Origin of the sequence: Streptosporangium sp. 'caverna' (assembly GCF_003203775.1) — a bacterium.
Lineage (GTDB): Bacteria > Actinomycetota > Actinomycetes > Streptosporangiales > Streptosporangiaceae > Streptosporangium > Streptosporangium subroseum.
Genome location: NZ_CP029711.1, coordinates 460,692 through 474,382, shown reverse-complemented (window position 1 = coordinate 474,382; position 13,691 = coordinate 460,692). Strand labels below are relative to the sequence as shown.

The following is a 13,691-nucleotide window of genomic DNA, read 5'->3' as shown; positions in this document are numbered from 1 at the left end:
TCAGCGATCGGGTCTCAGCCCTTGGTCGCGGTGTCGAGGTCCCCGCAGATCTCCTGCGGGGTCGCCTTTCCGTAGGCCCCGGTCAGGACCTGGGTGATCGGGTCGGACGCGGAGCCGATCCAGACGTCGGGCAGGACCGCGTAGTCGACGTCGGCGTCGAGGCCGAGCGAGGCCTTCAGCAGCGGGTCGGTCGCGGACGAGGAGAAGTCGCCGGTGACCGGGGGCAGGATGCCGGCATCCTTGACGAAGTCACCGACGGCCGGCTGGCCGTAGAACTCCGTCACAAGCTGGCGGATCTTGTCGATCTTGCCGGGCTCGGCGCCCTGCTTCGTGATCATGAACCCGACGCCGGTGAAGCCCTGGTAGGCCGTCGGCTTCGGGTAGACAGAGCCGCTCGGGACGGGGAAGCCGCCGAGGGCCGTACGCGTCTCGATCCCGGTGCCCGAGGCCTTCGACTCCGTGTACGCCCACGAACCCGCCGACATGATCGCGGCCTTGCCGGAGTAGTAGGAGGCGTACATGTCGTCGGAGCTGAGGCCGGCCACGTTGTCGACGAACACCTTGGCGTCGCGCAGGTCGGTGAAGAGCTTGATGCCGTTCATGACCGACGGCGTCGCGCAGTAGCCGCCCTCCTTCATGATCTTCTGCATCGTCGCGGCGTCGGTGAACGACTGCGCGATCTGGTAGAAGAGCTTCTGACCGCTCCAGTCGTTGCCGCCGACGGCGACGGGCCCGACGCCCGCGGCGCGCAGCTTCTTGGCGGCGGCGATGAGATCGTCGGTGGACTTCGGGACCTCCGTGACACCGGCCTTGGTCAGCAGATCGGTGTTGTACCAGAACGGCCAGCTGAACCCGGAGAACGGCAGGCCCTGGAGCTCGCCGCCGGCGACGCCGCCGACCCGCCACTCGTCGAGGGCCTCCGGCTTCATCGTGGCGGCGAGGCCCCAGTCCTTGACGTACTGGTCGACGGGGACCGTGACACCCGCGTCCAGCCAGCCCACCGTCTTGTCGAACAGGTTGACGATCACCAGGTCGGGAGACTTGCCCGCCGCCACGGCGGTCTCCACCTGGTCGTCGATGGCTTCGAGGCCTTCGGTGAGGTTGATCTTGATGCCCGTCTCCGCGGTGAACGCGTCGAAGACGCGCTTCTGGGCCGCGGCGGCCGAGTTGCCCGCCGTCCAGCGGGTGACGACGTCGATGGAGCCGCCGCTCGCCGCGGTCGCCGGGTCCGCCGCCGAGTCGTCGGAGCCGCAGGCGGCGAGGGAGAGAAGCAGGGCTCCGGCGGCGAACGCGGCCACCCCGCGTACGGCCCGAGGCATGGTGCGGTGCATGGGGCTTCCTTTGCTCATGTTCCGGGGGGTGGTCGGGAGGCGTGTGTCCCGGGGGTTACTCGTGGGTTGCGCAGACATTGCAGAGGCTGTTCGCACCACAGCGTGCAGGACGGGAAGCCCTGAAGTCAATAAGAAAGATTAGTAATCTATTAAATGCTCGAGCCACGAACGACCAGCGTCGCCGGCGCGGCCGTGATCATGCACGGCGTCACCCCGGCCAGCACCTCGGCCACGGCGTCGCCGACCAGCTCACCCAGTGCCTGCACGTCATGGCTGACGGCACTGAGCGGCGGCTCAGCGAGCTGGCAGAGAGCCGAATCGTCCCACGCCACCAAAGACAGGTCGGAGGGGACCCCCAGCCCGAGACGGCGCGCCTCGTGGAGCGCACCGAGCGCCATGACGTCGTTGTCGAAGACCAGCGCCGTCGGCCGGTCGTCGATCCCCGTGAGGGCGGTGACGGCGCGCACCCCGGCCGCCTCGGAGTAGTCGCCGTCGAACGTCGTCGTCCGTACCCCGTGTTCCGAGGCGACGGCGTGGAACGTGCGGCGGCGGATGATCGTGTGCGCCATCTCCGCGGGCCCGGCGACATGGCCGAGATGCGTGTGCCCGCCCGCGACCAGCGCGGCGACGACGTCGCGCATGGCCACCTCGTCCTGCGTCCACACCGCGGGCAGCCCCCCGGCGGTGACCGGGTCGCCGATGACCACGGTCGGCATGCCCAGCTCGCCGACGAGCGCGACCCGCTCGTCGCCGGGAAGCAGGTCGATCAGGATCATCCCCTGCACCTGCCCCTGGGCCGCCCACGCGCGCATCCGGTCGCTCGCCTGCTGAATCGTGGCGACCACCTGGAGGAGCACGGGCACGCCCAGGGGGACGAGGACCCGCTCCATGCCCGCGATGAACTCGTGGAAGAACGGCTCTGCGCCGAGGACCTCGGCGTCGCGTACGAGGGCGAGACCCACCGGCGTGCCCGTCCGCGGACGTGTCTCCGTGCCCGTCCATGCCGCGACCATCGGTGCCCCTCCCTCGTGCACTGCCTGCGTGAACTAACCTCGTGCCCTGTAACGTAGTGCTGCCGTACGCACGGCCGGGGCGAGAGGCGGTTGAGCGTGGCCCGACGAGAGTCCGCGGCCGCAGGGCCCGGGAGCCGTGCGCTCATCGTCGACCTCATCCGGTCCTCCGGGCCGATCAGCCGGGTGGAGCTCGTCGAGGCGACCGGGCTGACCCAGCCGACGATCTCCAACATCGTCCGCCGCCTGATCGACGACGGCGTCGTCCGCGAGACCGGTGCCACGGTCGCGACCGGTGGCAAGCCACGGACCCTGCTCGTGATCAACTCCCGCTCAGCATACGGCGTCGGGATCCGCGTCGGTGCCGACACTCTCACGTGCGTCGTGACGGATACGCGTGGCGGCACGGTCGGGCGCGAGCTCGTCTCCGCGCCTCCCTCCGAGAAGCCGGAGGACGTCGTGGCCCAGCTGGCCGCGCTCTACAGCGACGTCACGCAGGGCCTGGGTCTGTCGCCGCAGAGCGTGGCGGGGCTGGCCGTCGTCGGCCCGGGTCCGGTCGACGTCGCACGGGGCAGGTTCCTCGCGCTCCCGGGGCTGGAGCGGTGGTCCGAACTCGACCTCGGCCAGGCCCTGACCGCCGAGCTGGGCGTGCCGGTGCTCGTCGACAGCGACGCCGCCGCGGCCGCCGTGGGCGAGTTCTGGGGGCGGCAGGTCTCGCGGGAGCGGACCTTCGGATGCCTCTACATGAACTCGGGAATCGGCTCCGGGGTCGTCCTCGACGGCGCGCTCCACCGCGGCGCCAGCTCCAACGCGGGCGAGATCGGTCATGTCTCGGTGGTCCGCGACGGTGAGCGGTGCCACTGCGGCGGCCGGGGCTGCCTCGAGCTGTACGCCGCGCCCTCCGTGCTCGTCGAGCGTGCCCGGGCCACGCCGGGCCTGGCCGACCGCCTGAGGATCCGCCCTGACGACCCGGACGCGCGGGCGTTCGACGTCCTCGCCCGTGCGGCGATCTACGGCGACGGGCAGGCCCGCGCGCTGGTCGACGAGTCGGCCCTGCTCCTCGCCGACGGCGCCCTGATGCTCGCCAACATCTGGGACCTCGACACGCTCGTGCTCGCGGGGCCGGGCTTCGCCGTCGCCGGTTCGCTCTACGTCAGCGAGATCCGCCGCCGCCTCGCGGAGCGGGCGTTCTCACGCGGGGTGCACGCGGTGGAGGTCGACCTGTCGAGCAACCCCCGCGACGCCGCGGCCATCGGCGGGGCGGCCCTCGTGCTGCAGGGATCCGTCGCCCCCGGTCACGGCCCCCAGGTCACCGCGCCACAGGCCTAACGCGGCCACACGACTCCGGTTCGCGATGCAGGTCAACGTGACGAACTCCGGTTACTCGGCGACCATGGCGGGAAGTCCTACGCGCAGCCGGTCCACGACGACGCCCGCAAGCATCGGCCGAATGCCGAGGTTCCCGAACTGTGTCGGCTGGGCTCTGTAGGCTCTATGACAGGGAGAGGGGACCTCAGCATGACAGCGCAACCGCAGGACTTCACACCGTCCGGTCCGCCCATGCCGGAGAAGAACCTGCGGGCCATCCGCGCCGCTCTGGTCGTGCCGCAGGACCGTGAAGCGTTCGACGCGGGACTCAAGGCAGTGCTCGACGAGGTCCGGGTGAGCCTGGATCTCGGCGCGCTGAACGGCTTCGTCCACCGGTGGTGGATTTCCGCATGCGACTCGGTGAGAGATCCCGAAGGACGTCGCCGGATGCACATCAGAGCCGAACAGATCATTGCCGGCGAGCCGGTCCCTCAGGGTAGGCCATGGCGTGAGGTTCTCATCGCTCGCGGAGTCGAGCCGTAGGTGTACCAGCTCACACTCGACCCGGTCGCCGAGGACCAGATCACCGCAGTTCCGGAGGAGGCCCTACGCCCACTCGCCGAACTTTTCACCCTCCTGGAGACCGCACCGTGGAGCGGCCGGCCGTACAACTCGGCCAACCCCAAGGCCAACATGCTCACTCACGCCTTCGGCGAGCGCGGCCTTGCGACGTACATGGTTCTGGAGGAACAACGCGAGGTGTATCTCATCCGCGTTGAGTGGCCATGATCCACGTGCCAGATGCGTGCCGGAACAGGCAGGAGACCACGGTCACTCATGGAGGCTCACGGTCACTCGCCCTATCCTGACCTGCGCTCCCGTTTCCCCAGATCAGGACGCCAAGGTCAGTGGATGACCCCAAGCTGACAGCGCGGGTTCGGCTCCCTTCAGCAACGCTTGACGGGTCTGCCTCCGAAGAACCAGAGATGGACCTCCGTGTGGCCGTCTCCGCCGACCGGCAGTAGCGTCGCGGCGGTTTCCCGGTCCGGCGCCTCCACTGTGGCTGCCCAGCCGAGCCTCGCCTCGCCGTCGGGGGCGAGCAGCTCGCCGTACACGATCATGTGTTTCGACGTGACCGGCGCGAGGTCGGACTCACCCATGACGATCACCAGGAACCGGCTGTAGCCGTCGACGGCCTCGGTGAAGTCCCACATGGTGCGGCCCAGGACGTTGCGAAAGCGGCACAGCAGCACCGACTCGAAGGCGCCGGCGCGGTAGTACGGCTCTTCGTAGGCGAACGTGCGGGCGGCCTCAGCGTCCGGTAGGTCGACGATGTGCAGGCTGCCCGTCGACTCGGCGTCGTCGCCGTCACCGGTCATTGTCGGACCGCGGGCGACCAGCAGCTCGCCGTACCCGTCCATGAAGGACCAGTGGTCTTCGTTCAGGCTCACCTTGAGCTCGAAGGCGCCGGGGCGGTCACGACCGTAGACGAAATACTCCACGGTCGTTCAGCCTAGGTGATCGTGGCGGCGGCACCCCTCCTGACCGAATCCCTTCCAAGACTTGCCCGCGGACCATGGAAGCGGCGGGGAATGTCGGGTGCGGCACGGAGGTTAATGGTTGTCATGACAACCATTGGATTCATCGGCAGTGGAAATATTGGTGGCACGGTCGCCCGGCTCGCCGTCGCGGCCGGCTATGACGTGGTGCTGAGCAACTCGCGCGGCCCGCAGACCTTGAAGGAACTGGTCGACGAGCTCGGGCCGAAGGCCAGTGCCGGGACCTCCGCCGAGGCCGCCGCGGCCGGCGACCTGGTGGTCGTCAGCATACCGCTCAAGGCTTATCGCGACGTTCCGGTGGAGCCGCTGGCCGGCAAGACCGTCCTCGACACCAACAACTACTACACCCAGCGGGACGGGGCCTTCCCGGAGCTCGACGCCGAGTCCACCACGTCCAGCGAGCTGCTGCAGCAGCACCTGACGACGTCCAAGATCGTCAAGGTCTTCAACAACATCTACTTCGAGCATCTGCGGGCGCTGGCCCGGCCCGCCGGCGCGGCGGACCGCAGTGCCCTGGCGATCGCGGGCGACGACGCCGGCGCGAAGGGTGAGACGACCGCGTTCCTCGACCGGATCGGCTACGACACCGTCGACGCGGGATCACTCGCGGACGGGTGGCGTTTCCAGCCGGGGACCCCCTCGTACGGCTTCCTTTATGCGGGGGGAATCGAGAACTTCTGGGAGTCGCCGGGAGTGCCCACCGAAGCCGCGGCGCTCCGCGCGAAGCTGGCCGCTGCCCAGCGCTGACCTCCGGGCCGGCCGAGGTATCAGCAAATCGGCAGGCCCCTTGGGGCCTGCCGGTCCGATCTTCGTTGCCTTCTTCGGGCCGCGCGGTGCCGAGGCGAACGGCGCGTCGGACTCCGCCGCCCCTAGCGGGGCTACCCCGTCGGAAGCGTGCCTTCGGCCAGTTCCCCTTCCATGAGCCCCGGCGCCAAGACCATCCGTCTCCGAGACACGTGGTCAGTCCCCGAGCGCGGCGAGGTCCTGAGGCGTCAGGCGGATACGGCTCGCGCCCATGTTCTCCTCCAGGTGGTCGAGGGAACCGGTGCCGGGGATGGCGAGCAGTACGGGTGATCTCGCCAGCAGCCAGGCGAGTGCCGTCTGCGCGACGGTCGCCTCATGACGGGCGGTGACCTGTGCCATCCGGGCCGCGTCGATCGGACGACGACCACCGCCGAGCGGGAAGAACGGCACGAAGGCGATCCCATCCCTCTCGCACTGCGCCAGAAGCTTGACGTCACCCTGGTCCTGCACGTGAAAACTGTTCTGCACGGCCGTCACCGGGGCGATCTCCTGCGCCTCGGCCAGCTGGGCGGCATCGACGTTGCTGATGCCCAGATGCCGGATCAGCCCTTCCTCGCGCAGCCTGGCGAGGGCCGCGAACCGGGCGGCGATCGACTCTCCACCGGGGCCGGTCATGCCACCCACCCGCAGATAGACGAGGTCGAGCCGGTCCACGCCAAGGTTGCGCAGGTTGTCCTCCACCAGGCCCCGGAGCTGGTCCGGCCCGGCCTGACCGCTCGGAACCCCCTCGCCGCCGAGCAACGGCCCGACCTTCGTCGCGATCACCAGGTCGCTTCCGTACGGGGCAAGCGCCGTTCGGATGAGCTCGTTGGCCACCACCCCGCCCCTTTGGTAGAACCACGCCGTATCGATGTGGTTGACGCCCAGTTCGACCGCACGGCGAAGCACCGCGACGCCGGTTTCCGGGTCACGGGCAGGCCCCTGGAAACTGCCGGTCGGGAGCCGCATGGCCCCGAAACCGAGCCGGTGTACGGGGAGATCTCCGCCGAGGAGGAAACTTCCCGAGAGAGCCGCGGGGGTGGCCGAACCTGAGTGTGCGCTGTCCATCGTCATGCCGGTCAGCCTTCCCCGTTTATGTACAGTGGCCCAACGCGGTGGCAGCAAGCTGCCATCGCCCGCACGATGACGGGGGTGACGAACGGATGACCGCTGACCAGGTCCTCACCGTCCGCGGTGACACGGAACTCGTCGCCCGGGCCGGTCATCTGTTCGCCGGCGCTCAGCAGGAGTTCGTGTGCGTGGCGCGTGACCTCGACACGTGGTCCCAGCCGGCGGCACGACAGGCGATCAGCGATCGGATCCGCGCGGGCGGCGAGGCCGGCTTCGCGGTGAACAAGCTCCTCAGCCCGGCCGCCCTGGCCGACGAGGCGACAAGACTGCACCTTCGCCAGGTCATGGAGAAGGGCGCCCGGGTCCGGATCAGCTCGACCCCGCTTCCTCACGAGACGATCATCATCGACCGGCGGGTGATGATCCTCGCCGGCCGTGACGCGCCGGGCTTCCGCGAGTTCACGGTGACCACCTCGCCCACGCTGGTCGGCGGCGTGTACGCCCTCTTCCAAGCGGCCTGGGAGACCGCCACCGACCTCGCCGCCTATCTCGATGGAGACGTGCCCCACCTCGACGCGGACAGCCTGACGATCCTCCGCGCCCTCGGTGCGGGACACACCGACGAGACCGCGGCCAGGCAGCTCGGCCTCTCACTGCGCACCTACCGGAGACGGGTCGCGGAGCTGATGGCGAAGCTGGAGGCCGGCTCTCGGTTCCAGGCCGGGCTGCGCGTGGGCGAGCTCAGGCTCAACGGGTGACCGACGGCGGCCCACCGGTTGTTTCCCGGACTTTTTGATCTTCACGGGCCATCGGCGTTCGACCGATCGTGACCGGTGCCGTCACGGGCTGTCTCTCAGCGACCGTGCCCCACTGCCGGACCCGTCTCGCGTACCGCAGGAAACGGACCGCGTCACGGGAGGACGATGATGCGCCCGCGGGGGCGGTGGGGCTCGGCGCCTTCCTGGAGGCGGTGGGCCCGGGCGGCCTCGGTGAGCGGCAGCCGCGTCCCGATCCGGGAGACCAGGGTGCCGCGGGCCAGGAGGTGGTTGATCGCCGTGGCCGCCGCGGCGAGTTCGGCCACGGTGGCGTTGCTGATCACGAAACCGCGGAGGCTGGCGTCGCGCGTGTAGAGCTGCCCGACCGGCAGCACGGGGGTGGCGCCGAGGCCGGCCATGATGATCATCCGGCCGCCGCGGGCGAGCAGGGGGACGGTCCGCTCCAGGGGGTGCCGGCCGCCGTTGTCCCAGAACACGTCCACCCCGTCGGGGGCGAGTTTGGCGATCTCCGCGTACACATCCGGGTCGTGGTAGTCGACGACCTCGTCGGCGCCGCACCGCCGGCACCAGTCGAAGTCGTCCGGGCGTGCGGTCGCGACGACCCGCGCCCCCGCGGCCGCGGCGAGTTGAACGGTGGCCGTGCCGACCCCGCCGCCCGCGCCGATCACGACGACCGTCTCCCCGATCCGCAGGCCCGCCTCCTTGAACAGGCCGAGGTGCGCGGTGGCGGCGGTGTGCAGGGAGGCGGCCGCGTTCTCCGGATCGACGCCGTCGGGCAGGGGGTAGAGCCGGTCGGCGGGCACTGCGGCGTACTCGGAGAAGGACCCCTGGCGACCGTCGAGCCCCAGGCTGTTGCACCACACCGTGTCGCCGGGGGCGAATCCCGGCGCCGCCGTGGCCACGGCCCCCACCAGGTCGCGGCCGATGACAAACGGGTACGGCAGGCGCGTCCGGTAGGCGCCGGAGCGGACGAAGGTGTCGACGTGGTTGACCGCGAGGACCCGTACCTTCACCAGGACCTCCGACGAGCCGGGCTCGGGCATCCGGAGCCGGCCGATCCGTATCTCGTCCGCCGGGCAGGGCCGCGTGATGTACGCCGCGGTCATGGTCTCCCGGCCGCTCATCATCCCTCTTCCAGGTCGGCGAGGTACGTGTGCGCCCACGCCCGCCTGAGATCACTCTCGTCGGCGTCGCCGAAGGTGTAGGCCGGAGACAGGATCGGCAGCGCCCTCTCCACGCGCACCAGAATCACGCGATTGGCGGGGTAGCCGGGACCGTTCAGGTCGAGCAGCCAGGCGTGCAGCCACTCGTACACGGGGTCGCCGGACTCGCGGAACTCCGCGGTGCCCTTGAACCGGTAGCCCCGCCTGCGGAGGAAGTCGATCGAGTTGATCTCGATACGCGGATCGCGTTCGAGGTTGCCGACCGTGTTCGGGGACGCGATGTCCATGAAGGCGATGTGCTCGTCGTCGTATACCCGCATCGATCCCTTGGGCGAGAGATTGGGCGAGCCGTCGGGGCACACGGTGGCCACGAAGGACAGCCGCGCGGTCTCCACGATCAGGCGCATGTCGTCGTCGATTGTCTTCACGTCGCTCCTCCTGGTGCCCCCGTATTTCGGCCTCGGGGAGGAGGTCAAGGTTTCCGCGCGGGTCACGCCTTGATCGGTCGGGCCGTTGAGAGGGGTGACGAACGGTCCCTCACGACCGGTTCCCTGCCCAGCTCAGCCCCCCATCAAGCCATGATCGACGCATCGAGGCCTCCGATCAGGAGGCGCAGCAGCCCCTCCGGGTCCTCCCTGTGTGGATCATGTCCGGTGGGCAGGGACACCGTCCGCACCAGCGACGTCTCTCGCACGGCCGCCTCCAGTTCGCGCTCCACCCACGCGCAGTACGCATTCCAGGCAGGGACGAGATGCTCGGGGAACATGCCGGCGAAGGCCGTCGCATCACCGCTGACAACAAGGAGCGGGCAACGCGCGGCGCGGTAGGCGACGAAAAGGTCGAGAGCGTCTATCTCTCGCATGACCTGGAGAAACGACTCGGGGAGCCCCTGCCCCATCTCGCTCAGAAACGAGGTCATCTCCTGACACGCACGCGCCGCCGGCACCTCGTCCAGACCGAGGAACTGGTCGGGTCTGGTCGGGTTGCCGTGACCGTCGAGGTTGACCGCGAGCGGACATTCCGGATGCTCCCCGGCCCACAGCGCGGCGACCATACCCCCCAGAGAGTGCCCGACGATCACCGGCCGGTGAAGTCCGAACTCCTCCACGACGGCGGCGACGTCCGCCAGCGCTTCCTCCCACGACCACGGCGCCTCGCCGGACTCACCATGGCCGCGGAGGTCCATGGACACCGGCCGGAAGCCGGCGCTCATGAGAAGCCCCGCCAGGACGTCCCAATCCCTGCGTGTCCGGCCGCCACCGTGCAGGAGAAGCACGTCCCCACCCTGCCCACCATGGTCTTCCGCCACGATCGGCACATCGCCGATCACGCGTTTCCCGACCGCGCCCACGTTGCCCGCCACCTTTCGCCCGGCCTCTTGTACGCCGCCCTTCGTAACAGCTTGGCGCGGCGGTCGCCACGGCTTTTCCTGCCGGGATCACCCGATGTCAGTCGTCCTTACGCGGCGGATCCCAGCGCCATGGCGACGACGACCGGCACCAGGTACAGCAGAGGGAAGGGGATGTGCTTGTAGGAGCGCGCGCGGATCACGGTGATGACCGCGCCGATGAAGTACACCACCAGGCCGATGCCGGCGGCGATGCCGATGGCCGGGACGAACAACCCGACGACCAGACCTGCGGCACCCGCGGCCTTGGCGGTACCCAGCCAGGGCCACCACGAGCGAGGAACGCCGTACTCGGCCAGCGGCTCCACAACCCACTTTGCGCGGATGAAGATCGAGACGGCCGAGAACCCCACCCAGGCCGCGGCCAGAATGGTGACGATGACATAAGCGGTGGACATCAGAGATTCTCCTTTGGTGCGAGGGCCGGACTCGCCGCTGCCATGACCCAGCCGGAAGCGGCCCGACACTTCAATGACACCGGGGCTCGGGCGAATGTGACGGGCGTCCTTCGGTCACATTCGGGCTTTTCGGATACGTCCACCCTGCTGTGGAGCCGGGGTCTGGATCAACGCCGGATTCGTGCGCGCATCGATAACATGCGGATTATTGGACGAAAGGATCAAAGGCGGATCTACGGGACATCGAGATCCTCCTGGCGCCGGCCGAGGAGCTCTACTTCGGCCGAACCGCCCAGCGGCTCCACGCCTCCCAGGCCCGCGTCAACCAGGCGATCAACCAGCAGGAACGCCGCCTGGGCGGCGCGCTGTTCGACCGCTCCAACCACCGCCGGGTACGCCTGACACCGCTCGGCCGTCAACTCCACGACGACATGCGCCCGATCTACGCAAACCTGCGCGACAGCCTCGAACGCGCCCACTTGGCCGCTCGGGGCATCACCGCCGTGCTCCGCGTCGGCAGGCTCCCCATCAACGCCCATGACCTGTGTCCCTACCGGGACGCCTTCCGGGCCCGCCATCCCCGGTGGAAGCCGCTCCGGCCTTGATCCTCCTGTGGCCGCGGTGCCCGCCGTTACGAACCGTGCGTCAGATCCAGCACCCCGACCGTCTCACCCCCGCTCTTCTCACCGGTGAGCTGGAACCCGAGCCTCCGGTAGAAGCCCTCGGGCCCGTCCTCTCCCGGCTCCCACGTGACGTACATCTGCTTGCCGCCGCGACGCCTGATTTCGGCGGCCACCGATTCGACGGCGAAACGGCCGACACCGCGCCCCTGTGCATCGGGTGTCACGTTGAGGCGCCACAGGCCGGACCGGAAGTCGGCCCCCTCGCCGTTCCAGTCGATGTCAAGGAAGGCCATGAGGAAGCCCACGGGAAGGTCGTCGTCGAGGATGAGGCGCGGCCAGGCCACCTCCGGGTGGACGTAGGCCTCGGCCAGCGACTTCACCACCGGTGAGACGAAGCGCTCCTGGTCGGGACGGACTTTCACGGCGATGGCCGCCTCGACGTTGGCAGGGGTGACAGGCGCCAGCCGGAGGCTCTGAGTCATGCGAGAACCATACGGGCTGGCTACGCGCGTCCCGGTACCCCTGTCTTCCGGCGCGAGAGACGCCTCTCCAGACGGTTCAGGGGTCCGGCCGGTTCAGCCGTTCTCGGTGGGGACGTTCCACGGCTGTCCAGCCGAGCGAGAACGGCAGCCGCACAGGTGACGATTCCCAGGATGCCGGATCCGGTCACGTTGAAGACGGCCCCTGCGCCGCCGAACAGCCGGGCGACGGTCTGGAAGGCGAGGTGGAAGCCGATGCCCGTCCATGAGGTGGCCCCAGGCGCAATACATGCCTGCTCCGGACCGATGACCCATACAAATAATAAGTAAAGCTTCTTATTGACAATATACGTGACTCGGGTGTTACATCCTCTTAATTTAACTAGTAAAGGTACTTCCGACAGCACAGGGCACGTCGGCGCGCGCCTCCATACCGTGAGGGCGTGGACCGGAAGCCCGTGCCCCGCAGGACCACAGACCGGAGGCTTCCATGCGCAAACCCCGGCTCCTCCTCATGGCCGCGGCCATGCTCATCACTCTGACCAGTGGCCTGGTCGCCATCACGGGCAATGATCGGGCCGAAGCCGCCATCGGCCCTGTCACCTGGTCCGACGAGTTCAACGGCACCGCAGGAACGTCCATCGACGGTTCCAAGTGGAAATTCGACACCGGTGGCAGCGGCTGGGGCAACAACGAGCTGCAGTACTACACCAACTCGACCCGCAACGTGTCCCACGACGGGCAAGGCCACCTCGCCATCACCGCCCGCCGGGAGAACCCGTCCAATCTCCAGTGCAGCTACGGCACCTGCCAGTACACCTCCGGTCGCATCCTGACCGCCGACAGGTTCAGCCAGGCGTACGGCCGCTTCGAGGCCAGCATCAAGATCCCCAAAGGTCAGGGCATCTGGCCGGCGTTCTGGATGCTCGGCGGCGGCAACTGGCCGAACACCGGCGAGATCGACATCATGGAGAACGTCGGCTACGAACCGAACACCGTCCACGGCACCGTGCACGGCCCCGGCTACTCCGGCGGCAGCGGCATCGGCGGTGGTCGCACGATCGGCGCGCCGCTCGGCGACACCTTCCACACATACTCGATCGACTGGTCTCCCAACCTCATCGTCTGGTACCTGGACGGCTCGGAGTACTTCCGCGTCACGCCGGCCAACATCCGCGGCAACCAGTGGGTTTACGACCACCCGTTCTTCATGATCCTGAACGTGGCGGTCGGCGGTAACTGGCCGGGCAACCCGAATGCCGGCACCACGTTCCCGCAGACGATGCTGATCGACTACGTCCGCGTCTCCGCATGGACCAACGACGGACCCGGGACCGGCAACGTGCTGAGGTCCAGCCTGAGCGGTCGCTGCATCGACATCCCCGCCGCCAACCCCGCGGACGCCGCCCGACTGCAGATGTACGACTGCAACGGCAGCACCGCCCAGCAATGGTCCGTCAACAGCGACGGCACGGTCCGCGCGATGGGCAAGTGCATGGACGCCGCGGCGGCCGGCACGGCCAACGGCACGCCGATCCAGCTCTACACCTGCAACGGCACCGCCGCCCAGCGCTTCACGCTCACCCCGGCAGGCGACCTCGTCAACACGGCCGCCAACCGATGCGTGGACATAGTGGGCCGCAACACCGCCAACGGCGCGCAGCTCCAACTCTGGGACTGCACCGGCGCATCCAACCAGAAGTGGACCCGTTCCTGACGGAGCGGATATGTGTGAGCCCGCCCCGCACACCGCGAGGCGGGCATGAACACCCCGTACGGCGC

At 68.9% G+C, this 13,691-nt stretch carries 16 protein-coding genes; 7 read left to right on the top strand and 9 right to left on the bottom strand.

What is annotated here, in order from left to right:
* Nucleotides 1-14: 14 nt before the first annotated feature.
* Both DKM19_RS02275 and DKM19_RS02270 read right to left on the bottom strand, forming a co-directional pair.
* Complete coding sequence (locus tag DKM19_RS02275) at nt 15-1,331, bottom strand: ABC transporter substrate-binding protein (protein WP_110694271.1); 1,317 nt, start codon at nt 1,329-1,331, stop codon at nt 15-17.
* 149 nt (nt 1,332-1,480) lie between these two features.
* Entirely contained in the window at nt 1,481-2,344 is an 864-nt protein-coding gene (locus DKM19_RS02270; RefSeq protein ID WP_204358625.1) for a LacI family DNA-binding transcriptional regulator, read from the bottom strand.
* A gap of 96 nt (nt 2,345-2,440) precedes the next feature.
* On the opposite strand from DKM19_RS02270, the gene DKM19_RS02265 reads away from it, so the two are divergent.
* The 3 genes from DKM19_RS02265 (at nt 2,441) to DKM19_RS02255 (ending at nt 4,438) form a co-directional block, all read left to right on the top strand.
* Nucleotides 2,441-3,670 carry an ROK family transcriptional regulator gene (locus DKM19_RS02265; RefSeq protein ID WP_204358624.1) on the top strand — a complete coding sequence of 410 codons (1,230 nt, stop codon included), beginning with the start codon at nt 2,441-2,443 and terminating at the stop codon, nt 3,668-3,670.
* 189 nt (nt 3,671-3,859) lie between these two features.
* Nucleotides 3,860-4,192, top strand: a complete 333-nt coding sequence (locus DKM19_RS02260; RefSeq protein WP_110694270.1) for a DUF6247 family protein — start codon at nt 3,860-3,862, stop codon at nt 4,190-4,192.
* Nucleotides 4,193-4,438, top strand: coding sequence for a hypothetical protein (locus DKM19_RS02255; RefSeq protein ID WP_204358623.1), 246 nt, complete (start codon nt 4,193-4,195; stop codon nt 4,436-4,438).
* 158 nt (nt 4,439-4,596) lie between these two features.
* On the opposite strand, the gene DKM19_RS02250 is transcribed toward DKM19_RS02255, so the two are convergent.
* Entirely contained in the window at nt 4,597-5,151 is a 555-nt protein-coding gene (locus tag DKM19_RS02250; RefSeq protein WP_110694269.1) for a YciI family protein, read from the bottom strand.
* 123 nt (nt 5,152-5,274) lie between these two features.
* Here DKM19_RS02250 and DKM19_RS02245 point away from each other — a divergent pair, with 123 nt between their 5' ends.
* Nucleotides 5,275-5,955 (top strand): NADPH-dependent F420 reductase, encoded by a 681-nt coding sequence (locus DKM19_RS02245; RefSeq protein WP_110705432.1) that lies wholly within the window; start codon nt 5,275-5,277, stop codon nt 5,953-5,955.
* A 213-nt stretch (nt 5,956-6,168) separates the two neighbouring features.
* Here DKM19_RS02245 and DKM19_RS02240 read toward each other — a convergent pair whose 3' ends face one another.
* Nucleotides 6,169-7,065 (bottom strand): oxidoreductase, encoded by an 897-nt coding sequence (locus DKM19_RS02240; RefSeq protein WP_239514048.1) that lies wholly within the window; start codon nt 7,063-7,065, stop codon nt 6,169-6,171.
* An 89-nt stretch (nt 7,066-7,154) separates the two neighbouring features.
* Between DKM19_RS02240 and DKM19_RS02235 the strand changes: the two genes are divergently transcribed.
* The gene (locus DKM19_RS02235) at nt 7,155-7,820 is read left to right on the top strand and encodes a DNA-binding response regulator (protein WP_110694268.1); all 666 of its coding nucleotides are present in this window, start codon (nt 7,155-7,157) and stop codon (nt 7,818-7,820) included.
* A 152-nt stretch (nt 7,821-7,972) separates the two neighbouring features.
* Here DKM19_RS02235 and DKM19_RS02230 read toward each other — a convergent pair whose 3' ends face one another.
* From DKM19_RS02230 to DKM19_RS02215, 4 genes are all read right to left on the bottom strand, one after another.
* Nucleotides 7,973-8,962: a zinc-binding dehydrogenase gene (locus tag DKM19_RS02230; protein WP_239514047.1), complete on the bottom strand. Its 990-nt coding sequence runs from the start codon at nt 8,960-8,962 to the stop codon at nt 7,973-7,975.
* Nucleotides 8,962-9,429 carry a pyridoxamine 5'-phosphate oxidase family protein gene (locus DKM19_RS02225; protein WP_110694267.1) on the bottom strand — a complete coding sequence of 156 codons (468 nt, stop codon included), beginning with the start codon at nt 9,427-9,429 and terminating at the stop codon, nt 8,962-8,964. The genes DKM19_RS02230 and DKM19_RS02225 overlap by 1 nt, the downstream gene beginning before the upstream one ends.
* Nucleotides 9,430-9,572: 143 nt before the next feature.
* Nucleotides 9,573-10,352: an alpha/beta fold hydrolase gene (locus tag DKM19_RS02220; protein ID WP_162641223.1), complete on the bottom strand. Its 780-nt coding sequence runs from the start codon at nt 10,350-10,352 to the stop codon at nt 9,573-9,575.
* A gap of 107 nt (nt 10,353-10,459) precedes the next feature.
* On the bottom strand, nt 10,460-10,807 hold the full coding sequence (locus DKM19_RS02215; protein ID WP_110694265.1) for a DoxX family protein: 348 nt from the start codon (nt 10,805-10,807) through the stop codon (nt 10,460-10,462).
* Between the two features lie 242 nt (nt 10,808-11,049).
* Between DKM19_RS02215 and DKM19_RS02210 the strand changes: the two genes are divergently transcribed.
* Nucleotides 11,050-11,412, top strand: a complete 363-nt coding sequence (locus DKM19_RS02210) for a LysR family transcriptional regulator (RefSeq protein ID WP_110694264.1) — start codon at nt 11,050-11,052, stop codon at nt 11,410-11,412.
* Nucleotides 11,413-11,438: 26 nt separating this feature from the next.
* Here the strand turns inward: DKM19_RS02210 and DKM19_RS02205 are convergent, their stop codons facing one another.
* The gene (locus tag DKM19_RS02205; RefSeq protein ID WP_110694263.1) at nt 11,439-11,912 is read right to left on the bottom strand and encodes a GNAT family N-acetyltransferase; all 474 of its coding nucleotides are present in this window, start codon (nt 11,910-11,912) and stop codon (nt 11,439-11,441) included.
* 487 nt (nt 11,913-12,399) lie between these two features.
* Between DKM19_RS02205 and DKM19_RS02200 the strand changes: the two genes are divergently transcribed.
* Nucleotides 12,400-13,626: a glycoside hydrolase family 16 protein gene (locus tag DKM19_RS02200; RefSeq protein WP_110694262.1), complete on the top strand. Its 1,227-nt coding sequence runs from the start codon at nt 12,400-12,402 to the stop codon at nt 13,624-13,626.
* Nucleotides 13,627-13,691: the final 65 nt, after the last annotated feature.

What these genes read in the sequence shown, in the direction of transcription:
- DKM19_RS02230 (WP_239514047.1), bottom strand. Translation starts at nt 8,962, where the DNA reads ATGAGCGGCCGGGAGACCATGACCGCGGCGTACATCACGCGGCCCTGC.
- DKM19_RS02205 (WP_110694263.1), bottom strand. Translation starts at nt 11,912, where the DNA reads ATGACTCAGAGCCTCCGGCTGGCGCCTGTCACCCCTGCCAACGTCGAG.
- DKM19_RS02245 (WP_110705432.1), top strand. Translation starts at nt 5,275, where the DNA reads ATGACAACCATTGGATTCATCGGCAGTGGAAATATTGGTGGCACGGTC.
- DKM19_RS02215 (WP_110694265.1), bottom strand. Translation starts at nt 10,807, where the DNA reads ATGTCCACCGCTTATGTCATCGTCACCATTCTGGCCGCGGCCTGGGTG.
- DKM19_RS02270 (WP_204358625.1), bottom strand. Translation starts at nt 2,344, where the DNA reads ATGGTCGCGGCATGGACGGGCACGGAGACACGTCCGCGGACGGGCACG.
- DKM19_RS02275 (WP_110694271.1), bottom strand. Translation starts at nt 1,331, where the DNA reads ATGCACCGCACCATGCCTCGGGCCGTACGCGGGGTGGCCGCGTTCGCC.
- DKM19_RS02235 (WP_110694268.1), top strand. Translation starts at nt 7,155, where the DNA reads ATGACCGCTGACCAGGTCCTCACCGTCCGCGGTGACACGGAACTCGTC.
- DKM19_RS02260 (WP_110694270.1), top strand. Translation starts at nt 3,860, where the DNA reads ATGACAGCGCAACCGCAGGACTTCACACCGTCCGGTCCGCCCATGCCG.
- DKM19_RS02200 (WP_110694262.1), top strand. Translation starts at nt 12,400, where the DNA reads ATGCGCAAACCCCGGCTCCTCCTCATGGCCGCGGCCATGCTCATCACT.
- DKM19_RS02240 (WP_239514048.1), bottom strand. Translation starts at nt 7,065, where the DNA reads ATGACGATGGACAGCGCACACTCAGGTTCGGCCACCCCCGCGGCTCTC.